Origin of the sequence: Microbispora hainanensis, assembly GCF_036186745.1 — a bacterium.
Classification (GTDB): Bacteria; Actinomycetota; Actinomycetes; order Streptosporangiales; family Streptosporangiaceae; genus Microbispora.
The window spans coordinates 4,042,669-4,067,758 of sequence record NZ_CP108086.1; the positions used below are offsets into that span (position 1 = coordinate 4,042,669).

The window sequence follows — 25,090 nt, forward strand, 5'->3', positions numbered from 1 at the left end:
CCGCAAACCGGCCGGCCAGTGCGGCTCAGCGGTACGGTCAGCGGCAGGTGGCCGCCGTGTAGGCCGCGTCGTACGACGAGGTGACCTCCGTGCCGTCGATCGTGGCGGTGCCGGTCACGGTGACCGTGCCCGCGTCGATCTGCCCGGCCCGGGTGTTGAAGGACTGGTAGGCCTTCTTGCCCGGGGCCACATCGCTCACCGTCTTGGCGCCGTACGGCGTGGTCAGCGTGACCGTCGCGGGCACGTCACCGTCGTTCACGGCGGTCACGGCGAGGTGCGCCGAGGTGCCGACGCAGCGGGACTCGGCCGTCACGGTCAGCTCGACCTTCGGCCCGTCCTTCGGGTCGCGGACGAGCGTGAAGTCGTCCACGTCGAAGTCGGCCCCGGTGAACACCAGGTAGAGCTTCGCCGTCCCGGAGGGGACGTTCGTGAGCGGCGTGGAGACGTCCTCGTACGACTCCCAGCCGCCGGTGTTGGGGACGGTGACGGTGCCGAGCACGGGGCCGGTCGGGGAACCGGTCCGGATCTCGAAGCCGCCGCTCGGGTTGGGCGAGGCCACCCGCGCCGTGAACCGGGTGACGCCGGTCAGGTCGATCCCGTCGTACGCCGCCCAGTCGCCGGGGTTGACATAGCCGAGCACGGTGCCGCCGTGCGCGGGGGCGTGCGGGTAGGTGTCCACGCCGTTCGCCTCGGTCCAGCTCTCGGCCTGGACGGTGACGTCGCCCGTCGCCGGGCCGAGCTCCTTGATGCGGATGTTCCGGAACGACACCTCGTCGCCGTCGCCGTGGTTCTGGATGCCCACGTAGCCCTGCTGGAGGGACCGCGCCGGATCGGTGTTGACGAAGTCGTTGATCTTCACGCCGTTCAGGAAGACTTGCAGGCGCTCGCCCTCCACGCGGATCTCGTAGGTGTTCCACTGGCCGGGCGGGTTGAGCGCGGCGTCCCTGGCCTTGAGGTCCGCCGACTGGAAGCCGTAGACCGACCCGGTGGTCTTCTCCGGCACGTCCGTGGCGTCGATCTGGATCTCGTAGCCGTTGTCGACGGCCGACCACGGGTCGTCCGAGGCGGGGAAGCCGACGAAGACGCCCGAGTTGTCGTCGCCGTTCATCTTCCAGTCGAGCTTGAGCGAGTAGGAGTGGAACTCCTTCGCCTTGTACCAGAACAGCCCCAGGCCGCCGTGCGAGGTCAGCGTGCCGTCGGTCTCGGTGAAGCCGCCCGGCCCGGCCTGCTCCCAGCCGGTGGTGCCGCCATCGTAGAGCGTGGTGTAGCCGGTCTCGGGACGGCAGTCGGCCTTGAGGTCGCCCATGGCGTACCGGATGCCGCCGAGCAGGTGCTGCCGGAACGCCGGCTCGGAGAAGGACGCCGCGGTGTGGCCGCCGCCCGTGTAGAACGACCGGCCGCCCTGATATTCCTTGCACCACGCGATCGGGTGGTCCTCGCCCATCTTCCCGCCGGAGTAGGACTTCTCGTCCAGCGTGGCCAGCACGTGGGCGGTGCTGCGGGCGTTGGTGCGGTAGTCGTACCACTCGTCGGTGCGGGTCCACGCCGTCCCGAGGTGGGCGGTCGCCGGGTGGGCCCGGTCCTCCACCTTCACGGTCGCCTGCTGTACGGCGGGGTGCGAGGCGAACCACGCCCCGACCAGGCCGCCGTAGAACGGCCAGTCATATTCGGTGTCGGCCGCCGCGTGGATGCCGGCGTAGCCGCCGCCCGCCTTGACGTACGACTCGAAGGCCGCCTGCTGGGCGTCGTTCAGCACGTCGCCCGTGGTGCTGAGGAACACCACGGCCTTGTACTTCGCCAGGTTCTGGGTGGTGAAGACGGCCGGGTCCTCGGTCGCGGTGACCCTGAAGCCCAGGTCCTTGATGGCCTGGATGCCGGCCGGGATGGAGTCGTGCCGGAAGCCGGCCGTACGGGAGAAGACCAGGACCTCGCCCTCGCCGCTGCCCGGGGCCGTCGAGGTCGTCCACTTCTGCGCGTTGCTGCCGTCACAGGTCTTGATGACCATCTGCCCGGTGTTCGAGCCGTCGAGGCACTTGCCCGACTGCGGGTTCTTGATGGTGCCGTCCGTCCCGATCGTCCAGATCTGCGCGGGGACGTTCGCGACGCAGTCCCAGATCTGCACCCGCGTGCCGTCGGCGGTGCCGCCGTTGGACACGTCGAGGCACTTGCCGAGCGAGCGGATCGTGGAGCCGTTGACGCTCCAGACCTGCGCGCCGGTGTCGTTGCACTGGTAGAGCTGCACCTTGGTGCCGTTGGCCGGGTCGGCGTTCGCGACGTCGAGGCACAGGCCGCCGGCGTTGACGATCGGTCCGGGGCTGCCGCCCGTGGGCGGTTCGGCCGTCAGCGTGAAGTCGTCCACGTCGAACAGCGCCCCGTCGTTGCCCTTGAAGTAGAGGTAGAGCTCGGTCGTCCCGGCCGGGGCGTTCGCGAGCGGCGCGGAGACGTCGGTGAACGTCTCCCAGCTTCCGGTGACGGGCACGCTCACCTTGCCCAGCAGGGTGCCGGTCGGCGAGCCCGCGCGGACCTCGATGGTGCCGCCCCTCCCGCCGGAGGAGACGCGGGCCGCGATCCCCTTGGCCGTGGTCAGCGTGTAGGGCTTGAAGGAGATCCAGTCGCCGTTGTCGATGTCGCCCACGGTCCTGCCGCCGTGCGCCGGCGCCTTGTTGATGGGGTTGACGCCCTGGGAGGCGGTGTAGTGCTCGGCCTGGCGGTGCCGCGGCTGCAGGATGTGCTGGGCGTGGGTGGTCAGCCCGCCCTTGTCGGTGTATTCGGCGTCGAACACGGCGAAGATGTTCGCCGCGTCGTCGTGCTCGCCGTCCACGGGGATGGTCAGCTCGCCCGAGCATCCGTTCTTGGAGCTGATCTGGTGGCCGTGGCTGTCGTGGCCGAGCACGTACGTCATCTTGACCTTGGCGCAGTCGACGTCGCCGTCCTCAGGGTCGGTGACCTTGATCGTGAACGGGACAGAGTCGCCCCACTGGAACAGGCTGCCCTCGACGGGCGTCTCGATGGTCACCGTCGGCGCGGTGTTGCCCGCCGTGACGACCACGCTCGCGCTGCCGCTGTTGCCCGCGGGGTCGCGCACGGTCAGCGTCGCGGTGAACGTGCCGTCCTCGTCGTACGTCTTGACCGGGTTCGCCTCGGTGGAGCTGGTGCCGTCGCCGAAGTCCCAGGAGTAGGTGAGCGCGGCGCCCTCGGGGTCGGCGGAGCCGGCCGAGGAGAAGGTGACGGTGAGGGGCGTCTTGCCCGAGGTCTTGTCGGCCTTGGCCACGGCGATGGGGGAGCGGTCGCGGCCCTTGATGTACTCGAAGCGATACAGCGCCGAGTTGGCGTCGCCGTTGAAGTAGCCGGTGCCGTAGTCGAGCACGTACAGCGCGCCGTCCGGACCGAACGCCAGGTCCATGATCTGCGTGCCGGTCCACGGGAAGTCGGCGATGTCGCCGCGCGTCCCGTCGGCCTGCACGTCGATCGCCTTGATCCACCGGCGGCCGAACTCGCCCGCGAACAGGTGCCCGTCCAGGTCCTGCGGGAACTTGACCGCCGAGTCGAGCGCGGGGTCGTAGTGGTAGACCGGCCCGCCCATGGGCGACTCGGAGCCGCTGCCGAACTCGGGCGGCGAGCCGGCGTCGCCGCCGTACCTGATCCACGCGGGCTGGGCGGGCGGCAGCGTACGCTGCCCGGTGTTGCGCGGGGAGGCGTTGACCGGGCCGCCGGCGCAGTCGTACTTCGCCCCGGAGGGGCCGGAGGGGAACGTGAAGGCGTTGTAGGTCTCGGCCGGCGTGTTGGTGCCCGTGCAGTAGGGCCAGCCGTAGTTGCCGGCCCGGGTGACCCGGTTGAACTCGACCTGGCCGCTCGGCCCCCGGTTGGGGTCGCTGGTGCCGGCGTCGGGGCCGTAGTCGCCGACGTAGACGACGCCCGTGGCCTTGTCGACGCTCAGCCGGAACGGGTTGCGGAAGCCCATGGCGTAGATCTCGGGCCGCGTGCCGGGAGTGCCCGGCGGGAACAGGTTGCCCTCGGGGATGTCGTAGGTCCCGTCGGGCTTGACCTTGATGCGCAGGATCTTGCCGCGCAGGTCGTTGGTGTTGCCCGCGCTGCGCTGGGCGTCGTACGCGGGGTTGCGGTCGGGCCGCTCGTCGATCGGGGCGTAGCCGGACGAGTCGAAGGGGTTGCTGTCGTCGCCGGTCGAGAGATAGAGGTTGCCTTCGGCGTCGAAGTCCATGTCGCCGCCCACGTGGCAGCAGATGCCGCGGTCGGCGGGCACGTCGAGGATCTTGACCTCGCTGTCCTTGTCGAGCGTCCAGTCGGGCTTGACGGTGAACCTGGACAGCCGGTTCACGCCCTTCCAGGCGGAGAAGTCCGACGCGGTGGCCGGAGCGTCGCCGTCAGGCGTGTCGAGCCGGGGCGCGTAGTAGAGGTAGATGAACCGGTTTGTCGCGAAGCCCGGGTCGGCGGCGACTCCCTGGAGCCCCTCCTCGTCGTGGGTGTAGACGTTCAGCGTGCCGACCACGGTCGTGTCGCCGCGCGCGTCGGTGCGCCGCAGGACACCCTCGCGCGCGGTGTGCAGCACCGACAGGTCGGGCAGCACGGTCATCGTCATCGGCTCGCCCATCTCGGCGACGCCCTTGGCCAGCTCCACGCGCTGGTAGTCGGCGGCCTCGATGGGCGCCGCGTGCGCCTGTGCGGGCGCGGCCGGGGTGAGCACGGTCACGCCCGTGAAGGCCAGGAGTAGGGCGCAGGTCTGCGCGATCCGTTTTCTGGCGCGATCGGTCGGCCGCCTGGGGGGCATGGCGGAGCTTCCTTTCCTTCGAGGGCCCGCGTGTTCGGCACGCGCGCGCTTCACAAACCCGCCGCTCTGGCGGTGATTCGCCCCGAAGGTAAGCTTCTTTTTGAGAGTTGTGAAGATAGTTCGCGCGAAACGACGTAACTTTTGCTAGTTCGTGACGAAAGTCGGCCGCGGGACCCGGACGCAGCCACTGGAGCCCGTCGGCGGCGAAGCCGTGGACAGCACGAGGGGACGGCCGTCCCCGATCTCGCGATAGGCGAGCTCCGCCCCGTCACGACCGGGGAACAGGCGTACGGGCGGGTCGGTCATGTCAGCGCCCCCTGCGGTTCTCAGGCGCCGGGCTCCTCGAAGCGGTCGAGGTAGGCGGCGTACCAGGCGCGCTCCTCCTCGACCAGCGCGTGCCGGTCGGAGTAGACGTGCTCGAAGATGGCGTCCACCGGCGGATCCGGCATGGAGATGACCCCGTCGCGCAGTTCGAGCGCCAGGCGGTCGCCCTCCTCGTCGACCTCGGCGAAGAACGCCTCGTCGGCCATGCCCTCCCGCAGCAGGTAGGCCCGCATGCGCGCGATCGGGTCCTTCCGCCGCCACTCCTCCACCTCCTCGGCCGGCCGATAACGGCCCGGGTCGTCGGAGGTGGTGTGCGGGCCCATCCGATAGGTGTGCGCCTCGATGAGGAACGGCCCGCCCCCGGAGCGTACGTGCCGCAGGGCGGCCCTCGTCACGGCGAGGCAGGCCAGCACGTCGTTGCCGTCCACTCGTACGCCGGGGAAGCCGTAGCCCCGCGCGCGCTGGTAGATCGGCGCCTTGCTCTGCCGGCCGACCGGGTGGGAGATGGCCCACTGGTTGTTCTGGCAGAAGAACACCACCGGCGCGTCGAACACGGCCGCGAAGTTGAACGCCTCGCTGACGTCCCCCTCGCTCGCCGCGCCGTCGCCGAAGTAGGCCACGACGGCCGAGTCGTCGCCGTCCCTGCGCACCCCCATGGCGTATCCCACGGCGTGCAGGGTCTGCGCGCCGAGGACGATCGTGTAGAGGTGGAAGCGGGTCTCCCGGGGGTTCCAGCCGCCGTTCGTCGTGCCGCGCAGCATGCCCATGAGGTCGAGAGGGGGGATGCCCCGGCACCAGGCGACGCCGTGCTCCCGATAGGAGGGGAACACGTGGTCGTCCGGGGCGAGCGCCCGGCCCGACCCGATCTGGGCGGCCTCCTGCCCCAGACAGGGGATCCACATTCCCAGCTCGCCGAGGCGCTGGAGAGCGAAGGCCTCCCGGTCGATCCGGCGTACGAGGGCCATGTCGCGGTACAGCCCCCGATACTGGCTTTTCGACAGGTCCAGGTCATACTCGGGGTGCGCGACACGCTCGCCTTCGGGCGTGAGCAGCTGGACCAGATCTTCGGTCTCGTCCTGGCGCCGCACGTCGTCTCCTCTCTGACAGCGGTGACCGCTGCGCGGCGCCTCCGACCCCTCCCCATCGACGGGTCCGTCCGCACCGTGCGCAGCCAATCATTGCGGTTGTCAGGTGCAAGGGTTCACACGACGTGCCCGCCATGCCGATGAGCTGCGGTTTTGTGTGACCACCTTGAGACGGGGGTCAGCCGGTCGCGTCGGCGGGGCGCAGGCCCGCGAAGACGATCGCGAGCGTACGGGCCCGCAGATCGGGCTCCCACGGCGTGTGCAGGGACGCCTGGCACACGCCGACGAGCAGGGCCATGATCTCCGGCACCCGTACGTCGGGCCGTACGGCACCGGCCTGCTGGGCCTTGCCGACGAGCACCTCGACGGCCTCGCGCAGCGCGAGCACGGGCTTGGCGACGGTGACCGGGATGCCGGCCTGGGCGAGCAGGTCGACGACGGTCTTCTGCTCCGCGGCCTGCTCGACCGTGCGGGTGAAGAAGGCGAAGAAGGCGGTGGCGGGATCGCCCTCGGCCGCGAGCGCCCGGGCCTCGTCGGCCAGCCTGACCGCGACCGCGTGCATGATCGCCTTGAGCAGGGACTCCTTGGTGGGGAAGTGCCGGAAGACGGTCCCGATGCCGACTCCGGCCTTCTGGGCGATCTCCTCGGTCGAGGCGGAGGGGCCCTTGGCGGCGAAGACGGTCTCCGCGGCCTCCAGGATGCGGGTACGGTTGCGCTGGGCGTCGGCGCGCAGTGTCCTGGCCGGCGTTCCGGAGGCGTCCTGCTCGGGAACGCGCTGGTCCTTCGGCATCCCTCGGCTCTCCCCACGCCTCGATTGACATCCGGATTCGCCGCTTCATAGCCTGTAACCGAAGTGGAGACTCCGATTGTAGGTCACGCCGCAGCGAGGAGTGCTGATGTTCGAGAGGTTCACCGACCGTGCGCGGCGGGTTGTCGTCCTGGCCCAGGAAGAGGCTCGGATGCTCAACCACAACTACATCGGCACTGAGCACATTCTTCTTGGTTTGATCCATGAGGGTGAGGGTGTGGCGGCCAAGGCTCTGGAGAGTCTTGGGATCAGTCTCGAGGGGGTGCGCCAGCAGGTCGAGGAGATCATCGGCCAGGGGCAGTCGGCGCCTTCGGGTCACATTCCTTTCACGCCGCGGGCCAAGAAGGTTCTTGAGCTGTCGCTGCGCGAGGCGTTGCAGCTCGGGCACAACTACATCGGCACCGAGCACATTCTTCTGGGGTTGATCCGGGAGGGTGAGGGTGTCGCGGCGCAGGTGCTGGTGAAGCTTGGCGCTGATCTGAACAGGGTGCGTCAGCAGGTCATCCAGTTGCTGCACGGGTATCAGGGCAAGGAGCCGGCGGCGGCGGGCGGGCCGCAGGAGTCGGCGCCGTCGACGTCGCTTGTGCTGGATCAGTTCGGGCGGAATCTGACGCAGGCTGCGCGGGAGGGCAAGCTCGACCCGGTGATCGGCCGGGACAAGGAGATCGAGCGGGTCATGCAGGTGCTGTCCCGCCGGACGAAGAACAACCCGGTGCTGGTGGGTGAGCCCGGTGTGGGCAAGACCGCCGTGGTGGAGGGGTTGTCGCAGAAGATCGTCAAGGGTGAGGTGCCCGAGACGCTGAAGGACAAGCAGCTCTACACCCTCGATCTGGGTGCGCTGGTGGCGGGTTCCCGCTACCGCGGTGACTTCGAAGAGCGCCTGAAGAAGGTCGTCAAGGAGATCCGCACCCGGGGCGACATCATCTTGTTCATCGACGAGCTGCACACGCTGGTGGGCGCGGGCGCCGCCGAGGGCGCCATCGACGCCGCGAGCATTCTGAAGCCCCCTCTCGCGAGGGGCGAGCTGCAGACGATCGGCGCGACGACCCTGGACGAGTATCGCAAGCACGTCGAGAAGGACGCGGCGCTGGAGCGGCGGTTCCAGCCGATCCAGGTGGCCGAGCCGTCGTTGTCGCACACGATCGAGATCCTCAAGGGGCTGCGGGACCGGTATGAGGCGCATCACCGGGTGTCGATCACCGACGGTGCGCTCGTGGCGGCGGCGACGCTGGCCGACCGTTACATCAGTGACCGGTTCCTGCCGGACAAGGCGATCGACCTGATCGACGAGGCGGGGTCGCGGATGCGGATCCGCCGGATGACGGCGCCGCCGGACCTGCGTGAGTACGACGAGAAGATCGCGAATGTGCGGCGGGAGAAGGAGTCCGCGATCGACGCGCAGGACTTCGAGAAGGCCGCGGCGTTGCGGGATCAGGAAAAGCAGCTGCAGCTCAAGCGGGAGCGGCGGGAGAAGGAGTGGAAGGCCGGCGACATGGATGTCGTGGCCGAGGTGACCGAGGAGCTGATCGCCGAGGTTCTGGCCACCGCCACCGGTATCCCGGTGTTCAAGCTGACCGAGGAGGAGTCGCAGCGGCTGCTGCGGATGGAAGACGAGCTGCACAAGCGGATCATCGGTCAGGACGACGCGATCAAGGGGCTGTCGCGGTCGATCCGGCGTACGCGGGCCGGTCTGAAGGATCCGCGGCGTCCGGGTGGGTCGTTCATCTTCGCCGGCCCGTCGGGTGTCGGTAAGACCGAGCTGTCCAAGGCGCTGGCGGAGTTCCTGTTCGGCGACGAAGACGCGCTGATCATGCTGGACATGTCGGAGTTCATGGAGAAGCACACCGTCTCGCGGCTGTTCGGCTCCCCGCCCGGCTACGTCGGGTACGAAGAGGGTGGTCAGCTCACCGAGAAGGTGCGGCGCAAGCCGTTCTCCGTCGTCCTGTTCGACGAGGTCGAGAAGGCGCACGGGGACATCTTCAACAGCCTGTTGCAGATTCTGGAGGACGGTCGCCTGACCGACGCCCAGGGCCGGGTTGTGGACTTCAAGAACACCGTCATCATCATGACGACCAACCTCGGCACCCGTGACATCTCCAAGGCCGTGGGGCTGGGCTTCGCGAAGGCGAACGACGAGGAGAGCACGTACGAGCGGATGAAGGTCAAGGTGCAGGAGGAGCTCAAGCAGCACTTCCGGCCGGAGTTCCTCAACCGCGTCGACGACATCGTGGTCTTCCACCAGCTCACGCCCAAGGAGATCATCCAGATCGTGGACCTGATGCTCGCCCAGGTGGCCGAGCGCCTGAAGGACCGCGACATGGGCCTTGAGGTGTCGGCGGCGGCCAAGCAGGTGCTCGCCGACCGGGGGTACGACCCGGTGATGGGCGCCCGTCCGCTGCGCCGCACGATCCAGCGCGAGCTGGAGGACACGCTGTCGGAGAAGATCCTCTACGGCGAGCTGCGGCCGGGCCAGGTCGTCAAGATCGACATCGAGGGCGAGGGCGAGGCCGCCACGTTCACCTTCACCGGCGAGACCGCGCCCGCCGCCGTATGACCGCCCAGCAGGCGTTCTGGATCGACGGCCGGTCCGACCGCGAGCGCGTCCGCTACAGCGGCGTCAGCCACTACTCGGAGCGCGTGTGGGAGAACATCGGTGAGTTCGAGGGGGTGTGGGGTGACATCGCCCCGGTCGCGTTCGCGTGCGCGGCCTGGCGGATCGCCACCCCGCCCCTGACCTCGCCAGGGTTCGTGCGCTGGCACCGGCGGATCCTGTCGGCCTCCTGCGACCGCAACACCTGGGACGGGTCGCTGACGGCGCACGTCACGATCGTCTCCCCGCCGCCGGCCGCGCTGACGGTGTCGCGCGACTGGTGGCGCGACCGCGGCTGGCGGGACTGGCCGGAGATCTTCGGCCAGTTCGTCGAGCCTGCCGAGCAGGACCTCGCGAAGGTCCCCTACCTGCGTCCGACCCTGGTCGTGGACGCCCCGGTGCCGCTGGACGACCTGCCTCCCGCGCCGGACGGGCCGGCTGATGATCTGGCCGAGACGGCCCACCGCGCGCTCGTGGTCCTCGTACGCGAGCTTAACGACCTGCTCGCCCCGGTCGTCACCCAACTGGAGCAGGGCCCCCGCTGACCGGAGGGCGACAACTCTCTTCACCTCTTGACACTGGCCCTGCACGGCCTCAGTCTGTTGCGCATAGTGCTATGTGTTTCGTCTTGCACAACTAAAGCACGCTGACTGATCGAGGGAAAGAGAAACATGGCGCACGAAGTCCGCGGGGTCGTGGCGAGGGGCAAGGGACAGCCGGTCAGCCTGGAGACCATCGTCGTCCCCGACCCGGGTCCGGGTGAGGCGCTCGTGGCCGTGCAGGCCTGCGGGGTGTGCCACACCGACCTGCACTACCGCGAGGGCGGCATCAACGACGACTTCCCGTTCCTCCTCGGGCACGAGGCGGCGGGCGTGGTCGAGGCCGTCGGCGAGGGCGTGACCGACGTCGCCCCCGGCGACTTCGTCATCCTCAACTGGCGTGCGGTGTGCGGGCAGTGCCGCGCCTGCCTGCGCGGGCGCCCGCAGTATTGCTTCGCCACCCACAACGCCACGCAGAAGATGACGCTGGCCGACGGCACCCCGCTGTCCCCGGCGCTCGGCATCGGCGCGTTCGCCGACAAGACGCTCGTCGCGGCCGGTCAGTGCACGAAGGTCGACCCGAGCGCGTCGCCGGTCGCGGTCGGCCTGCTCGGCTGCGGGATCATGGCGGGCCTCGGCGCGGCCATCAACACGGGCGGCGTGACCCGCGGCGACTCGGTCGCCGTCATCGGCTGCGGCGGCGTGGGCGACGCGGCGGTCGCGGGTGCCCACCTGGCCGGCGCTACCACGATCATCGCGGTCGACGTGGACGACACCAAGCTCGAATGGGCCCGCCGTTTCGGCGCCACGCACACGGTCAACTCCCGGGAGACCGACCCGGTGGAGGCGATCCGCGAGCTGACCGGCGGGTTCGGCGCCGACGTCGTGATCGAGGCGGTGGGCCGCCCCGAGACGTACAAGCAGGCCTTCTACGCCCGCGACCTGGCCGGGACCGTCGTGCTGGTCGGCGTGCCGACGCCGGAGATGCGGCTCGAACTGCCGCTGCTCGACGTCTTCGGCCGCGGCGGCGCGCTCAAGTCCTCCTGGTACGGCGACTGCCTGCCCAGCCGTGACTTCCCCATGCTCGTCTCCCTCTACCAGCAGGGCAGGCTCGACCTGGACGCGTTCGTCACCGAGACGATCGCGCTCGAGGACGTCGAGGCGGCCTTCGAGAAGATGCACCACGGCGAGGTGCTGCGCTCCGTCGTGGTCCTGTGACCGGCTTTCCCCTGATCATCTCGATCTCCGACGTGCGACGTACGACCTTCAGGAGCCACAAGTGAGCACCACGAGCCTGCCCCCCAGCCTGCCCCCCAGCCTGCCCCCCAGTCTGATGGCCACGCTGCCGGGCGAGCACTACACCGACCCCCAGGTCTTCGCGCAGGAGCAGAAGCGCATCTTCGAGTCGATGTGGTTCTGTGCGGTCCGGGCCGCCGACCTGCCCAAGCCCGGGGCGTTCAAGACCGTGCAGGTCGGCACCGAGAGCATCCTGATCACGCGGGCGCGGGACAACTCGATCCGCGCGTTCTACAACGTCTGCCGCCACCGCGGCGCCCGGATCTGCACCGAGGACTCCGGCGAGGTCAAGCGGGCCTTCCAGTGCCCCTACCACGCCTGGACGTACGACCTGGAGGGCAAGCTCATCGCCGCCCCCAACCTCACCAAGATGCCCGACCTCGACCGGGTCGAATACGGCCTCGTCAACGTCGCGGTGCGGGAGTGGCTGGGCTACGTGTGGGTCTGCCTGGCCGACGAGCCGCCCTCGTTCGAGGACACCGTGCTCGGCGAGGTGCGCACCCGCCTCGGCGACGTGGCCTCGCTCGACAACTACGACGTGGCCAACCTCGCGCTGGGCCGCCGGATCACGTACGACGTGAAGGCGAACTGGAAGCTCATCGTCGAGAACTTCATGGAGTGCTACCACTGCGCGACGATCCACCCCGAGCTGACCGAGGTGCTGCCGGAGTTCGCCGACGGCTACGCGGCGCAGTATTACGTGGGCCACGGCGCGCTGTTCGGCGAGGGCATCCAGGGGTTCACGGTCGACGGCTCCGAGGGGCTCGACCGCATCCCGACGATCAGCGAGGATCAGGACAGGCGCTACTACGCCATCACGATCAAGCCGCAGGTGTTCGTCAACATGGTGCCCGACCACGTGATCATCCACCGGATGTTCCCGCTCGCCGTCGACCGTACGGTCGTGGAGTGCGACTGGCTCTACCTGCCGGAGGTCGTGGCCTCGGGCAAGGACATCAGCCGGTCGGTGGAGCTGTTCCACCGGGTCAACGAGCAGGACTTCGACGCCTGCGAGCGCACCCAGCCGTCGATGAGCTCCCGCACGTACGCCAAGGGCGGCGTGCTGGTGCCGAGCGAGCACCACATCGGCCTGTTCCATGATTGGGTGCGTGGCAAGCTCGGCGAGTGAGTTCGAAGGAGACGCGGCGTGACACGTAAGGCCCCCCGGGATGACGTCGGAGATGAGCGCCTGGAGATCGGCGCGCCCAAGACCTGGGCGGGAGGTGTCCCGGCGGTCGGTCACGCGCTCGGCACCGCCTATCGGCAGATGGGCGCGGGACGGACGGTGCTGACCCTGCTGCGGGTCAACCAGAAGTCCGGCTTCGACTGCCCGGGATGCGCATGGCCCGAGGGCGACGGTCACCGCAGTCCCGCCGAGTTCTGCGAGAACGGCGCGAAGGCGGTGGCCGAGGAGGCGACGCTCCGCAGGGTCACCCGCGACTTCTTCGCCGAGCATCCGGTGGACGAGCTGGCCCGGCGCAGCGACTACTGGCTGGGCCAGCAGGGCCGGCTCACCGAGCCGATGTACAAGCCGGCCGGCTCGGACCACTACGAGCCGATCTCGTGGGAGGACGCGTTCGGCGTCGTCGCGCGCGAGCTGCGCGCGCTCGACCACCCGAACCAGGCCGTCTTCTACACCTCCGGCCGCACCTCCAACGAGGCCGCGTTCGCCTACCAGCTCCTCGTCCGCCGGTTCGGCACCAACAACCTGCCCGACTGCTCCAACATGTGCCACGAGTCGAGCGGCTCGGCGCTGACCGAGACGCTCGGCATCGGCAAGGGCACGGTGCTGCTGGAAGACCTGCACCGGGCCGACCTGATCTTCGTGGTCGGCCAGAACCCGGGCACCAACCATCCGCGCATGCTGACCGCGCTTGAGCGGGCGAAGCGGGGCGGCGCGCGGATCGTGGCGGTCAACCCGCTGCCGGAGGCCGGGCTGCTGCGGTTCCGGAACCCGCAGCGGCCCTCCGGCGTCGTCGGCGCCGGGACGGCGCTGTCCGACCGGTTCCTGCAGATCCGTCTCGGCGGCGACCTGGCGCTGTTCCAGGCGCTGTCGCTGCTCCTGCTGGAGGCCGAGGACGCCGCGCCCGGCACGGTGGTGGACCGCGCGTTCGTCGAGGCGCACACGCACGGGTTCGACGCCTGGGAGAAGCACGTACGCGGCCTCGATTGGGACGAGGTGCTGGAGGCGACCGGGCTCACCCGCGCCGAGATCGAGGAGACGGCCCGCGACGTGCTGGCCGCCAAGTCGGTCGTGGTCTGCTGGGCGATGGGCCTCACCCAGCACCGCAAGTCGGTCCCGACGATCAGGGAGATCGTCAACTTCCTGCTGCTGCGCGGCAACGTGGGACGGCCCGGCGCGGGGGTGTGTCCCGTACGCGGGCACTCCAACGTGCAGGGCGACCGGACGATGGGCATCTACGAGAAGCCCAAGCCGGAGTTCCTCGACGCGTTGGAGAAGGAGTTCGGCTTCCCGCCGCCGCGTCAGCACGGCCACGACACCGTGGAGGCGATCCGTGCCATGCGCGACGGCGACGCGAAGGTGTTCTTCGCGATGGGCGGCAACTTCGTCTCGGCGACGCCGGACACCGCCGCGACCGAGGCGGCCCTGCGCAGTTGCCGGCTCACCGTGCAGGTGTCGACCAAGCTGAACCGGTCGCACGCCGTGTGCGGCGAGCAGGCGCTCATCCTGCCCACGCTCGGCCGCACCGAGCGGGACGTACAGGCCGGCGGCGAGCAGTTCGTCACGGTCGAAGACTCGATGGGCGCCGTGCACGCCTCGCGCGGGCGGCTGAGCCCCGCGTCCGACGCGCTGCTGTCCGAGGTGGCCATCGTGTGCCGGCTGGCCCGTGAGCTGCTCGGCGACGACCCCCACGTGCCGTGGGCCGAGTTCGAGGCGGACTACGACGCGATCAGGGAGCGCATCGAGCGGGTGGTGCCGGGGTTCGGCGACTTCAACGCGAGGGCGCGCACGCCGGGCGGCTTCCTCCTGCCGAACGCGCCGCGCGACGAGCGCCGCTTCCCCACGGCCACGGGGAAGGCGAACTTCACGGTCAACCCGCTGGAGGTGCTGCGGGTGCCCCCGGGCCGCCTCCTGCTGCAGACCGTGCGCAGCCACGACCAGTACAACACCACGATCTACGGGCTGAACGACCGCTATCGCGGCGTCCACAACGGGCGGCGGGTCGTGTTCGTCCACGCCGACGACCTGGCCGAGCGTGGTCTCGCCGACGGCGACATGATCGACCTGATCAGCGAGTGGCCGGACGGCGAGCGCGTGGCCGAGGGCTTCCGGGCCGTCGCCTATCCGACGGCGCGGGGCTGCTGCGCGGCCTACTTCCCGGAGACCAACGTGCTGGTGCCCCTGGACTCGGTGGCCGAGACGTCGAACACGCCCACGTCCAAGAGCGTCGTCGTACGGCTGCGGCGCGCGGCCGGGTCGTAAGGAAGGGCTAGGCGCCGAGGCGGTGACTGATCTCCTCGGCGCCCTGGACGAGGACGGGGGCCAGCTCCCGCATGCGGCTCTCGCTGAACCGGTAGGCGGGCCCCGACGCGCTCACCGCCGCCACGACCTCTCCGCCGAAGGAGCGTACGGGGGCGGCGAGCGCGTTCAGGCCCACTTCGAGCTCTTCCACCGTGAGCGCGTAGCCGCGCTCGCGCACCGTCGCCAGCTCCCGCTCCAGGTCATCCGCCGAGGTCACCGTGTTGGGCGTGTAGCGCTGGAGGCCCGCGGCACGCAGCAGGTCGTCGCGGCGCTGCCGGTCCACGTACGCCAGCAGGACCTTGCCGCTCGACGTCGCGTGCAGGGGCGTGAGCTGACCCACCCAGTTGTAGGCGGTGACGGCGGAGGGGCCGCGCACCTGGTCGAGGTTGACCGCGTAGTGCGAGCGCAGGACGGCGATGTTCACGGTCTCGCCGATCTCCTCCGCCAGGCGCTGGCAGACGGGCCTGCTCTGCTGGGTGACGTCCAATCGCATGGAGACGTTGCCGGCGAGGCGGACGAGCCCGAAGCCGAGGCGATACTTGCCGCGGTCTTCGGTCTGCTCCACGAGCCCGCGCGCCTCCAGGGCGCCCAGCAGGCGGAACGCGGTCGACTTGTGGACCTCGATCTCGGCCGCGATCTCGGTGACCCCGGCCTCCCCGCGGGCGGCGAGGATCTCCATGATGCTGATCGCCCGGTCCACGGACTGCACGCCGCCGCCGCTGGCCTCGGTCCTGCCGGAAGCGTCGTTGTCCATATCGGGACTGTAGCGTTCCTTGTCCTGGATCAACGCCCTGAATCCACCGATCGGTGGAGCCGCTCCACCGCGTGGATGAGCCGCCGATTCCACCGCCGGCTCGGAAGATCGGGCGATCCGTACGGAGTGCCTCCGTTGCGACGCTGATTCCCGTCGGAGAACGAGAAGACGGAGGCGTACGGAATGCGCGACGTGGTCTGGCTGATCGGCGGGTACGCCGCGGTCAGCGTGCTGACACTGGTGGCGATGATCGTGTTTCGGCAGGACGCGACGATGGTGACCACCGAGGTCTGGGTCCGCGGCACGCTCGTCGCCGCCGGCTCACTGCTCACGCTGTTCTTCGCGGTCCGGGCGGCCCGCGGCGACCGCCGGATGCTGGTGCGGCTGCGTGTCGTCACCGCGATCATGCTGGTCGCGATCGTGGTGATCATCGCGCTGCCCGGCGTCTTCCCGCTGTGGTTCAAGCTCGAACAGGGTGTCTGCGGCCTGCTCCTGCTGGCCGTGGTCGTGCGGATCAACCGGCGCCCGGCGATCCGGCCGTGAGCACTGAGCGCGCTCCGCTCACGCCGCTCCCGCGGGCGGCCGGGGCGGCGGCTAGGTTGTTCCGCTGGGGGTAGGTGCGCGATGCGGAGTTGGCAGATGGCCAGGCCGGCGGGCTGGGACCAACGGTTCCTGCCCATGGTCACCGTGGTCCCCTACGTGGCTCTGGCCGTCATGGCCGCCCTGACCATCGCCCTGAAGCACGACCGGCCCGGCTCTCTCGCCGTCGACCTCGTGCTCTGCGCGGCGGCCGCGGTGTGGAGCCTGGCACTGTTCACGCTGCATCCGCAGTGGCGCGACCGGAGCGCCGTGATGGGCGTCTTCCTGTCGGGCCTGATCGTGTTCGGGCTGGTCATGGTCCTGCGCGACCCGTGGTTCGGCGTGTACACGCCGGTGCTGTACTTCTACGCCTACCGGATCATCGGCTGGCCGCGCGAGCTGTACTTCATCGCCGGCGTCGCGGTGGTGGCCGGCACGGCACAGTCGGCCGGCGTGGACACCGGCTCGTGGGCCGGCCGCCTCGAATACCTGGGGATCCTGGTCGTCAACATCGCGCCGATGTGCCTGCTGGCCTGGATAGGCGAGATCGGCGGGCGTTACTACGACGGCCGGGAGGCGGCGTTGCGCGAGGCCCGGGAGGCCAACACGCGGCTGGCCGCGGCACTGGCCGAGAACGCGGCGCTGCAGGAACGGCTGGTGGAGCAGGCCCGCGCGGCCGGCGTCCTGGACGAGCGGGCCCGGATGGCCCGGGAGATCCACGACACGCTGGCCCAGGGCCTGACCGGCATCGTCACCCAGTTGCAGGCCGCCGAGCACGCGGCGGACGACCCGGCCGCGTGGCGCCGGCACCACGCGGCGGCGACCGCGCTGGCGCGGGAGAGCCTCACCGAGGCGCGGCGCTCGGTGAACGAGCTGCGCCCGGAGCCGCTGGAGACCGGCCGGCTGGCCGACGCCGTCACCGAGGTGGCGGCCGGGTGGTCGGCCCGCCACGGCGTCCCGGCCCAGGTCACGGTCACCGGCGAACCCCGCACGCTGCGCCCGGAGGCCGAGGTCGCCCTGTTCCGGGTCGCCCAGGAGGCTCTGGCCAACGTCGCCAAGCACGCCTGCCCCGTCACCCGCGTCGGTCTCACCCTTTCCTACATGGACAGGCAGGTGGCTCTCGACGTCCGCGACGACGGCCGCGGCTTCGACCCGGCCGCCCGGGCCGAGCGCGACGGGGGCTTCGGGCTGGTGGCGATGCGGCAGCGGATCGAGGCGTTGTCGGGCACGCTGCAGATCGAATCGGAGCCGGGGCACGGGACGGGAATCTCGGCCTGTCTGCCGGCCGGGGCACCGGAGGTGCGTCCATGAGCGACCCGATCAAGCTCCTCATCGCCGACGACCACCCGGTGGTGCGGGACGGGCTGAGCAGCATGTTCGCCCGCGATCCCGAGTTCACCGTGGTCGGCGAGGCGGCGGACGGGGCCGAGGCGATCAGGCTGGCCGAGGCGCTCGGGCCGGACGTGATCCTGATGGACCTGCGGATGGCCGGCATGGACGGCGTCACCGCGATCGCAGAGCTGACCCGGCGCGGCGTGCCCGCCCGGGTGCTGGTGCTGACCACCTACGACACCGACAGCCACGTGCTGCCCGCGATCGAGGCCGGTGCCACCGGCTACCTGCTCAAGGACGCGCCGCGAGACGAACTGCTGCGCGCCGTACGCGCTGCCGCCCGCGGTGAGGCCACGCTGTCTCCGTCGGTCGCCGCCCGCCTGATGAGCCGGCTGCGCACCCCGGCGCCGCCGGCCGGCCCGTTGAGCCGGCGCGAGCTGGAGGTGCTGCGCCTGGTCGCGGCAGGGAACACCAACCGGGAGGCGGCCGCCCGTCTGTTCATCACCGAGGCCACGGTCAAGACGCACCTGCTCAACATCTACGCGAAGCTCGGCGTCAACGACCGCGCGGCCGCGGTCGCGGAGGGGTACGACCGCGGCCTGCTCGGTGCGCCCGAGCGTCCGTGAACGCAGTATGGGGAGTCAGCGGAAGACGACGGTGCGGTCGCCGTTGAGGAGGACGCGGTTCTCGCTGTGCCAGCGCACGGCCCTGGCCAGCACCCGGGCCTCCACGTCGCGGCCCACGGTGACGAGCGCGTCCGGGTCGAGCGAGTGATCGACGCGCTCGACGTCCTGCTCGATGATCGGCCCCTCGTCGAGGTCGGCCGTGACGTAGTGCGCGGTGGCGCCGATCAGCTTGACCCCGCGGTCGTGCGCCTGGTGGTAGGGCTTGGCGCCCTTGAACCCCGGCAGGAACGAGTGGTGGATGTTGATCGCCCGGCCCTCCAGGCGCTTGCACATGTCGTCGCTCAGGATCTGCATGTAGCGGGCGAGCACCACCAGGTCGGTGTCGAGCTCCTCGGCCAGCTCCAGGACGCGCCGCTCGGCCTCGGGCTTGGTGTCGGGCGTGACGGGCACGTGGTGGAACGGCACGCCGTAGAACTCGGCCAGCGGTTCGAGGTCGCGGTGGTTGGAGACGATCGCGGGGATCTCGACGTTCAGTGCGCCGAGCCGCTGCCGGTAGAGCAGGTCGTTGACGCAGTGGCCGAACTTCGACACGAGCACGAGCGTCCTCGTGGGCGTCACGGCGTCCTTGATCTGCCAGTTCATCCGGAAGGAGTCGCCGACGTGGGAGAAGCCGCGGCGCAGCTCGTCGATGTCGCCGCGGCCCTCGGGCACCCCGAAGTGCACCCGCATGAAGAAGTGGCCGTTCGTCCTGTCGTTGAACTCCTGGCTCTGCAGGATGTCACCCGCGTGCTGGACGAGGAAGCCGCTCACCGCGTAGACGATCCCCGGCCGGTCGACGCAGGAGAACGTGAGGACGAACTCGCGACCCGGGCGAGCGGACATGGAGCCTCCAGAGTGCGTCATACGCAACATGGTGTCGTATACGCAACAGCGTGACCCGTCGCGTCGATCAGGTCAAGAGCTTGGTGCGCATTACGCGTACAGTTGTGTCATGGGCAACGAATCCGGTGAGGGTGCGAACGTACAGTCCGTCGACCGCGCCCTCACCATCCTGAAGTTGCTCGCCCGCGACGGTGAGCTCGGCGTCAGTGAGCTCGCGGCCACCCTCGGCGTGCACAGGTCCACCGCGTTCCGACTGGTGGCGACGCTGGAGAGCCACGACCTGGTCGAGCAGGACAACGATCGCGGCAGATATCGGCTCGGCGTTGGCCTGGTGCGGCTCGCGGGGGCGACCAGCGCGCGGCTCGACCTGGTGCGCGAGAGCCGGGCCGTCACGCCGGCGCTCGCCCGCGCGGTGGGGGAGACCGTCAACGTGGCCGTCCTGTCCGGAGGCGAGGCCCTGTACGTCGACCAGGTCGCCGGACGATCGGCGCTCCAGCTCCACCACTGGGTGGGGCAGCGGATCCCCCTGCACGCGACGTCCAACGGCAAGGTGCTGCTCGCGCACGCGCCCGCCGCGCTGCGCGAGGAGGTGATCGCGGCCGGGCTGCCCGTCCTCGCCACGCGGACCGTCACCGATCCCGCCCGGCTGCGCGCGGAGCTCGCCGAGGTGCGCCGCCGTGGGTATGCGACGGCGGTGGACGAGCTGGAGGACGGCCTGAGCGCGGTCGCGGCGCCCGTCCTCGGCGCGGACGGTTCCGTCGTCGCCTCGCTCAGCGCGTCCGGCCCGACCTTCCGGATGCCCGAGGCGGCGATCCCCGCCGTGGCCGAGCAGGTCATGGCCGCGGCGCAGGAGGTGTCCGCCCGCATGGGCTGGTTCGGCCCCGCCCGGCGCTGAACCGGCCCTCCCGAGGGTGCGGTTTTGTCCGGTTTTTGATGCTTGACACCCGGGATGTGACGCGTCACGCTTGTTGCGTTAAACGCATAATGTTGCGAATAGTGCAACAAAATATGCAGCAACGGAGGTGGGTATGACGGGCCCGCGCGTCGTCATCATCGGAGCAGGCGTCGTCGGTGCGGCGCTCGCCGACGAACTGTCGGCCCGGGGCTGGACGGACGTCACCGTGGTCGACCAGGGCTCGGTGCCCGCGACCGGAGGCTCCTCCTCGCACGCCCCGGGACTGGTCTTCCAGATCAACGGGTCGAAGACCATGACCGAGATGGCGCGCTACACCGTCGAGAAGCTCAGCTCGCTCGACGTCGACGGCGAGCCCTGTTTCCTCCAGGTCGGCGGACTGGAGGTCGCGACCAGCCCGGAACGGCTCGCCGAACTGCACCGGCGGCACGGCTGGGCGACCTCCTGGGGCGTCGAGTCGCGCCTGCTCACCCCCGCCGAATGCGCCGAGCTCTTCCCCCTGATCGACCCCGAGGTCGTGCTCGGCGGCCTGCACATTCCGAAGGACGGCCTCGCCAAGGCCGTACGCGCGGTCGAGGCGCAGCTCAGGCGGGCGCGGTCGCGCGGCGTGCGGGTGCTGGACCGGCACGAGGTGCTCGACGTCCGCACCGAGGACGGCCGGGTGGCCGCCGTGGTGACCGATCAGGGTGAGATCCCCGCCGACATCGTGGTCTGCTGCGCCGGCATCTGGGGCCCGAAGGTGGCCGCCATGGTCGGGATGCCGCTGCCGCTCACCCCGCTCGCCCACCAGCTCGCCTGGACCGGACAGGTGCCCGACCTCGCCGGACGCGAGGAGGAGGCGACGCTGCCGATCCTGCGCCACCAGGACGCCGACCTCTACTATCGCCAGCGGTTCGACGGCGTCGGCATCGGCTACTACGGCCACCGGCCCATGCCGGTCAAGCCCGAGGAGCTGCTGCCGGTGGACGAGGCCGAGGTCATGCCCTCGGTGCTGACGTTCACGCCGGAGGACTTCGAGGACGCCTGGACCGAGACCCAGCGGCTGCTGCCCGGCACTCGCGCGGCCAAGCTCGACGAGGGAATCAACGGGGTCTTCTCCTTCACCCAGGACCACATGCCCCTCCTGGGCGAGTCGTCGGAGGTCAAGGGCTTCTGGGTGGCCGAGGCGGTCTGGGTGACCCACTCCGCGGGCGTCGGCAGGGCGATGGCCGAGTGGCTGGTCGACGGCCACTGCTCGTCATTCGACCTGCACGAATGCGACGTCAACCGGTTCGAGCCGCACCAGCTCGCCCCCGACTACGTGATGGCCCGCGACTGCCAGAACTTCGTCGAGGTCTACGACATCATCCACCCGCTCCAGCCGATGGAGGAGCCGCGGCCGCTGCGCCTCAGCCCCTTCCACACCCGGCAGCGCGAGCTGGACGCGTTCTTCCTGGAGGCCGTCGGCTACGAGCGGCCGCAGTGGTACGGCGCGAACGCCCGCCTGCTGGAGGGGCGCGACATCCCCACGCCCAACGACTGGGCGGCCCGCTACTGGTCGCCGATCGTCGGCGCGGAGGCCCAGGCGTCCCGCGAGTCCGTCGCGCTGTACGACATGACCGCGCTGAAGCGGCTGGAGGTCGCCGGCCCCGGCGCCCTCGCCTTCCTCCAGCGGCTGACGACCGGGCAGATGGACAAGTCGGTCGGCTCGGTGACCTACTGCCTGCTGCTCGACACCGACGGCGGCATCCGCAGCGACGTGACGGTCGCCCGGCTGGGCCGCGACGTGTTCCAGGTCGGCGCCAACGGCAACCTCGACCTCGACTGGTTCCACCGCCACCTGCCCGCGGACGGCTCGGTCATGGTCCGCGACATCACGGCCGGCACCTGCTGCCTCGGCGTCTGGGGCCCGCGCGCCCGCGACCTCGTCCAGCCGCTCACCGACGCCGACTTCTCCAACCAGGGCTTCCGCTACTTCCGGGCGAAGAAGGCGTACATCGGCACCGTGCCGGTCACCGCGCTGCGGCTGTCGTACATCGGTGAGCTGGGCTGGGAGCTCTACACCACCGCCGACCTCGGCGCGAAGCTGTGGGACACGCTCTGGGAGGCCGGGCAGCAGCACGGCATCATCGCCGGCGGGCGCGGCGCGTTCGCGAGCCTGCGGCTGGAGAAGGGCTACCGGTCCTTCGGCACCGACATGACCTACGAGCACGACCCGTACGAGGCGGGGCTCGGGTTCGCGGTGAAGCCGGACAAGGGCGACTTCATCGGCCGTGAGGCGCTGGAGCGGCGCAAGGAGAACGTGCGCCGCCGCCTCACCTGCCTCACCATCGACGACCCCGCCCAGGTCGTGATGGGCAAGGAGCCGGTGTACGACGGCGACAGCGCCGTCGGCTACGTCACCAGCGCGGCCTTCGGCTACACGATCGGCAAGGGCATCGCCTACGCCTGGCTGCCCACCGAGCTGGCCACGCCGGGACGGACGCTGGAGATCGGCTACTTCGACCGGCGGGTGACCGCCGTGGTCGCCGAGGAGCCCCTGTTCGACCCCGCCATGGAACGGCTGCGCAGCTAGTGAGGACTGAAGTGAACGATTCGGTGATGGACGCGCCGCTCGCCGAGACCGACCCCGAGGTCGCGGCGGCGATCGGTGAGGAGACGCGCCGCCAGCGCACCACGCTGGAGATGATCGCCTCGGAGAACTTCGCGCCCGTCTCGGTGATGCAGGCGCAGGGCTCGGTGCTCACCAACAAGTACGCCGAGGGCTACCCGGGCAGGCGCTACTACGGCGGCTGCGAGAACGTCGACGTGATCGAGCAGATGGCGATCGACCGGGTGAAGGCGCTGTTCGGCGCGGAGGCGGCCAACGTGCAGCCCCACTCGGGGGCGCAGGCCAACGCGGCGGCCATGTCGGCCCTGCTGGAGCCGGGCGACACGATCCTCGGTCTCGACCTCGCGCACGGCGGCCACCTGACCCACGGCATGCGGATCAACTTCTCCGGCCGGCTCTACAACGTCGTGGCCTATCACGTGCGTGAGAGCGACAGCCTCGTGGACATGGACGAGGTCGAGCGGCTGGCCCGCGAGCACCGGCCCAAGCTGATCATCGCGGGCTGGTCGGCCTACCCGCGCCACCTCGACTTCGCCGCCTTCCGGCGCATCGCCGACGAGGTCGGGGCCTACCTGATGGTGGACATGGCGCACTTCGCCGGGCTGGTCGCGGCGGGGCTGCACCCCTCGCCGGTGCCGCACGCGCACGTCGTCACCACGACCACCCACAAGACGCTCGGCGGTCCGCGCGGCGGGGTGATCATGTCCACCGAGGACCTGGCCAAGAAGATCAACTCGTCGGTGTTCCCGGGCCAGCAGGGCGGCCCGCTGGAGCACGTCGTCGCGGCCAAGGCCGTCGCGTTCAAGATCGCGGCGGGCGAGTGGTTCCGCGACCGGCAGCGCCGCACGCTGGAGGGCGCGCAGATCCTCGCGAACCGCCTGCTCGCCCCCGACGCCGCCGAGGCGGGCGTACGGGTGCTGTCCGGCGGGACGGACGTCCACCTGGTGCTCGTGGACCTGCGCGAGTCCGAGCTGGACGGCAAGCAGGCCGAAGACCGGCTGCACGAGGCCGGGATCACGGTCAACCGCAACGCGGTGCCGTTCGACCCCCGGCCCCCGATGGTCACCTCGGGGCTGCGGATCGGCACCCCGGCCCTGGCCACCCGGGGCTTCGCCCGCGCCGAGTTCGAGGAGGTCTCCGACGTGATCGCCCAGGCGCTGCGTCCGGACGCGGACCTGACGGCGCTACGCGCCCGGGTCGAGGCCCTCGCCGCCAAGCACCCCCTCTACCCCGGCCTGAACGGAGCCGCCCAGTGAGCCCGCACACCCAAGGGCGCAGGACGCCGGGCGCCGACCTGCCCGACCACCCCGACCGCCTGTGGCGCTCGGCCGAGCCCAAGCGCGCGTACGACGTGGTGATCGTCGGCGGCGGCGGGCACGGCCTGGCCACGGCCTACTACCTCGCCAAGAACCACGGGATCACCGACGTCGCCGTGCTGGAGCGCGGCTGGCTCGCGGGCGGCAACATGGCCCGCAACACCACGATCATCCGGTCCAACTACCTGTGGGACGAGAGCGCGGGCATCTACGAGCACGCGCTGAAGCTGTGGGAGGGCCTGGAGGAGGACCTCGGCTATCCGCTGCTGTTCAGCCAGCGCGGCGTGCTCAACCTCGCCCACAGCCTGCAGGACGTGCGCGACAGCGTGCGCCGGGTCAACGCCAACCGGCTCAACGGCGTGGACGCCGAGTGGCTGACGCCGGAGCAGGTCAAGGAGGTCTGCCCGATCGTCGACATCTCGCCCGACGTGCGCTACCCGGTGCTCGGCGGCACCTACCAGCCCCGGGCGGGCATCGCCAAGCACGACTACGTCGCGTGGGGCTTCGCCAAGGCGGCGGCCGACCTCGGGGTCGACATGATCGAGCACTGCGAGGTGACCGGTCTCGACGTACGCGACGGCCGGGTGACCGGCGTGCGGACCACCCGCGGCCCGATCGCCGCCAAGAAGGTCGCGCTCGCCGCCGCCGGGCACTCCTCGGTCGTCGCCGGCTACGCCGGGGTGTCGCTGCCGCTGCAGAGCCACCCGCTGCAGGCGCTGGTGTCGGAGCTGCTCGAACCGGTGCATCCGACCGTGGTCATGTCCAACGCGGTGCACGTCTACGTGAGCCAGGCGCACAAGGGCGAGCTGGTCATGGGCGCGGGCATCGACGCGGCCAACTCCTACCGCCAGCGCGGCGCGTTCCACATCATCGAGCGGCAGATGTCGGCGGCGCTGGAGCTGTTCCCGGTCTTCGCCCGGGCGCACGTGCTGCGGACCTGGGGCGGTGTGGTCGACGTGACCCCCGACGCCTCGCCCGTCGTCGGCCTGACCCCCGTCGAGGACCTGTACGTCAACTGCGGCTGGGGCACCGGAGGGTTCAAGGCCACCCCGGGCGTCGGCTGGTGCTACGCCCACACCGTGGCCACCGGCGAGCCCCACCCGCTCAACGCACCCTTCTCGCTCGACCGGTTCACGACCGGCAAGCTCGTCGACGAGCACGGCGCCGCCGCCGTCGCGCACTAACA

General features: G+C 70.4%; 18 protein-coding genes. 12 read left to right on the forward strand and 6 right to left on the reverse strand.

The window, feature by feature from the left end; all coding sequences use genetic code 11:
- Nucleotides 1-37: 37 nt before the first annotated feature.
- The 4 genes from OHB01_RS18960 to OHB01_RS18975 form a co-directional block, all read right to left on the reverse strand.
- Complete coding sequence (locus tag OHB01_RS18960) at nt 38-4,786, reverse strand: ThuA domain-containing protein (protein WP_328710855.1); 4,749 nt, start codon at nt 4,784-4,786, stop codon at nt 38-40.
- Between the two features lie 144 nt (nt 4,787-4,930).
- Entirely contained in the window at nt 4,931-5,092 is a 162-nt protein-coding gene (locus OHB01_RS18965; RefSeq protein ID WP_187280854.1) for a hypothetical protein, read from the reverse strand.
- A gap of 20 nt (nt 5,093-5,112) precedes the next feature.
- Nucleotides 5,113-6,198, reverse strand: a complete 1,086-nt coding sequence (gene pdhA, locus OHB01_RS18970) for a pyruvate dehydrogenase (acetyl-transferring) E1 component subunit alpha (protein WP_328855769.1) — start codon at nt 6,196-6,198, stop codon at nt 5,113-5,115.
- A 175-nt stretch (nt 6,199-6,373) separates the two neighbouring features.
- Nucleotides 6,374-6,985: a TetR/AcrR family transcriptional regulator gene (locus tag OHB01_RS18975; protein ID WP_147945490.1), complete on the reverse strand. Its 612-nt coding sequence runs from the start codon at nt 6,983-6,985 to the stop codon at nt 6,374-6,376.
- 106 nt (nt 6,986-7,091) lie between these two features.
- On the opposite strand from OHB01_RS18975, the gene OHB01_RS18980 reads away from it, so the two are divergent.
- The 5 genes from OHB01_RS18980 (at nt 7,092) to OHB01_RS19000 (ending at nt 14,873) form a co-directional block, all read left to right on the forward strand.
- The gene (locus tag OHB01_RS18980; protein ID WP_328855770.1) at nt 7,092-9,557 is read left to right on the forward strand and encodes an ATP-dependent Clp protease ATP-binding subunit; all 2,466 of its coding nucleotides are present in this window, start codon (nt 7,092-7,094) and stop codon (nt 9,555-9,557) included.
- Nucleotides 9,554-10,138: a hypothetical protein gene (locus OHB01_RS18985; protein WP_168065861.1), complete on the forward strand. Its 585-nt coding sequence runs from the start codon at nt 9,554-9,556 to the stop codon at nt 10,136-10,138. The genes OHB01_RS18980 and OHB01_RS18985 overlap by 4 nt, the downstream gene beginning before the upstream one ends.
- Nucleotides 10,139-10,264: 126 nt before the next feature.
- Nucleotides 10,265-11,350, forward strand: coding sequence for an S-(hydroxymethyl)mycothiol dehydrogenase (locus OHB01_RS18990; RefSeq protein WP_142647277.1), 1,086 nt, complete (start codon nt 10,265-10,267; stop codon nt 11,348-11,350).
- A 115-nt stretch (nt 11,351-11,465) separates the two neighbouring features.
- Nucleotides 11,466-12,557: an aromatic ring-hydroxylating oxygenase subunit alpha gene (locus OHB01_RS18995; RefSeq protein WP_142647308.1), complete on the forward strand. Its 1,092-nt coding sequence runs from the start codon at nt 11,466-11,468 to the stop codon at nt 12,555-12,557.
- 18 nt (nt 12,558-12,575) lie between these two features.
- The gene (locus OHB01_RS19000; RefSeq protein WP_142647276.1) at nt 12,576-14,873 is read left to right on the forward strand and encodes an FdhF/YdeP family oxidoreductase; all 2,298 of its coding nucleotides are present in this window, start codon (nt 12,576-12,578) and stop codon (nt 14,871-14,873) included.
- Between the two features lie 7 nt (nt 14,874-14,880).
- On the opposite strand, the gene OHB01_RS19005 is transcribed toward OHB01_RS19000, so the two are convergent.
- Nucleotides 14,881-15,666: an IclR family transcriptional regulator gene (locus OHB01_RS19005; protein ID WP_205830122.1), complete on the reverse strand. Its 786-nt coding sequence runs from the start codon at nt 15,664-15,666 to the stop codon at nt 14,881-14,883.
- A gap of 183 nt (nt 15,667-15,849) precedes the next feature.
- Here OHB01_RS19005 and OHB01_RS19010 point away from each other — a divergent pair, with 183 nt between their 5' ends.
- The 3 genes from OHB01_RS19010 (at nt 15,850) to OHB01_RS19020 (ending at nt 18,203) form a co-directional block, all read left to right on the forward strand.
- Nucleotides 15,850-16,209 carry a hypothetical protein gene (locus tag OHB01_RS19010; RefSeq protein ID WP_142647275.1) on the forward strand — a complete coding sequence of 120 codons (360 nt, stop codon included), beginning with the start codon at nt 15,850-15,852 and terminating at the stop codon, nt 16,207-16,209.
- A gap of 96 nt (nt 16,210-16,305) precedes the next feature.
- A complete protein-coding gene (locus OHB01_RS19015) occupies nt 16,306-17,556 on the forward strand; it encodes a sensor histidine kinase (protein WP_328855771.1) in 1,251 nt (416 codons plus the stop codon).
- A complete protein-coding gene (locus OHB01_RS19020) occupies nt 17,553-18,203 on the forward strand; it encodes a response regulator (protein ID WP_142647273.1) in 651 nt (216 codons plus the stop codon). The genes OHB01_RS19015 and OHB01_RS19020 overlap by 4 nt, the downstream gene beginning before the upstream one ends.
- Nucleotides 18,204-18,218: 15 nt before the next feature.
- Here the strand turns inward: OHB01_RS19020 and purU are convergent, their stop codons facing one another.
- Nucleotides 18,219-19,085: a formyltetrahydrofolate deformylase gene (gene purU / locus OHB01_RS19025; RefSeq protein ID WP_142647272.1), complete on the reverse strand. Its 867-nt coding sequence runs from the start codon at nt 19,083-19,085 to the stop codon at nt 18,219-18,221.
- Nucleotides 19,086-19,194: 109 nt separating this feature from the next.
- Here purU and OHB01_RS19030 point away from each other — a divergent pair, with 109 nt between their 5' ends.
- The 4 genes from OHB01_RS19030 (at nt 19,195) to OHB01_RS19045 (ending at nt 25,088) form a co-directional block, all read left to right on the forward strand.
- Nucleotides 19,195-19,980, forward strand: a complete 786-nt coding sequence (locus tag OHB01_RS19030; protein ID WP_147945104.1) for an IclR family transcriptional regulator — start codon at nt 19,195-19,197, stop codon at nt 19,978-19,980.
- 133 nt (nt 19,981-20,113) lie between these two features.
- Entirely contained in the window at nt 20,114-22,552 is a 2,439-nt protein-coding gene (locus tag OHB01_RS19035) for an FAD-dependent oxidoreductase (protein WP_328710853.1), read from the forward strand.
- Nucleotides 22,553-22,578: 26 nt separating this feature from the next.
- On the forward strand, nt 22,579-23,844 hold the full coding sequence (glyA, locus tag OHB01_RS19040) for a serine hydroxymethyltransferase (protein ID WP_328710912.1): 1,266 nt from the start codon (nt 22,579-22,581) through the stop codon (nt 23,842-23,844).
- Nucleotides 23,841-25,088, forward strand: a complete 1,248-nt coding sequence (locus OHB01_RS19045) for a sarcosine oxidase subunit beta family protein (protein WP_142647269.1) — start codon at nt 23,841-23,843, stop codon at nt 25,086-25,088. Before glyA ends, OHB01_RS19045 begins: the two co-directional genes overlap by 4 nt.
- The last annotated feature ends 2 nt before the right edge of the window (nt 25,089-25,090 follow it).

Excerpts from the sequence above, each read along its gene's own strand:
- OHB01_RS18960 (WP_328710855.1), bottom strand. The coding sequence starts at position 4,786 with ATGCCCCCCAGGCGGCCGACCGATCGCGCCAGAAAACGGATCGCGCAG.
- OHB01_RS18965 (WP_187280854.1), bottom strand. The coding sequence starts at position 5,092 with ATGACCGACCCGCCCGTACGCCTGTTCCCCGGTCGTGACGGGGCGGAG.
- OHB01_RS18975 (WP_147945490.1), bottom strand. The coding sequence starts at position 6,985 with ATGCCGAAGGACCAGCGCGTTCCCGAGCAGGACGCCTCCGGAACGCCG.
- OHB01_RS18980 (WP_328855770.1), top strand. The coding sequence starts at position 7,092 with ATGTTCGAGAGGTTCACCGACCGTGCGCGGCGGGTTGTCGTCCTGGCC.
- OHB01_RS18985 (WP_168065861.1), top strand. The coding sequence starts at position 9,554 with ATGACCGCCCAGCAGGCGTTCTGGATCGACGGCCGGTCCGACCGCGAG.
- OHB01_RS18990 (WP_142647277.1), top strand. The coding sequence starts at position 10,265 with ATGGCGCACGAAGTCCGCGGGGTCGTGGCGAGGGGCAAGGGACAGCCG.
- OHB01_RS18995 (WP_142647308.1), top strand. The coding sequence starts at position 11,466 with ATGGCCACGCTGCCGGGCGAGCACTACACCGACCCCCAGGTCTTCGCG.
- OHB01_RS19005 (WP_205830122.1), bottom strand. The coding sequence starts at position 15,666 with ATGGACAACGACGCTTCCGGCAGGACCGAGGCCAGCGGCGGCGGCGTG.
- OHB01_RS19010 (WP_142647275.1), top strand. The coding sequence starts at position 15,850 with ATGCGCGACGTGGTCTGGCTGATCGGCGGGTACGCCGCGGTCAGCGTG.
- OHB01_RS19015 (WP_328855771.1), top strand. The coding sequence starts at position 16,306 with ATGGCCAGGCCGGCGGGCTGGGACCAACGGTTCCTGCCCATGGTCACC.
- OHB01_RS19020 (WP_142647273.1), top strand. The coding sequence starts at position 17,553 with ATGAGCGACCCGATCAAGCTCCTCATCGCCGACGACCACCCGGTGGTG.
- purU (WP_142647272.1), bottom strand. The coding sequence starts at position 19,085 with ATGTCCGCTCGCCCGGGTCGCGAGTTCGTCCTCACGTTCTCCTGCGTC.
- OHB01_RS19030 (WP_147945104.1), top strand. The coding sequence starts at position 19,195 with ATGGGCAACGAATCCGGTGAGGGTGCGAACGTACAGTCCGTCGACCGC.
- OHB01_RS19035 (WP_328710853.1), top strand. The coding sequence starts at position 20,114 with ATGACGGGCCCGCGCGTCGTCATCATCGGAGCAGGCGTCGTCGGTGCG.
- glyA (WP_328710912.1), top strand. The coding sequence starts at position 22,579 with ATGGACGCGCCGCTCGCCGAGACCGACCCCGAGGTCGCGGCGGCGATC.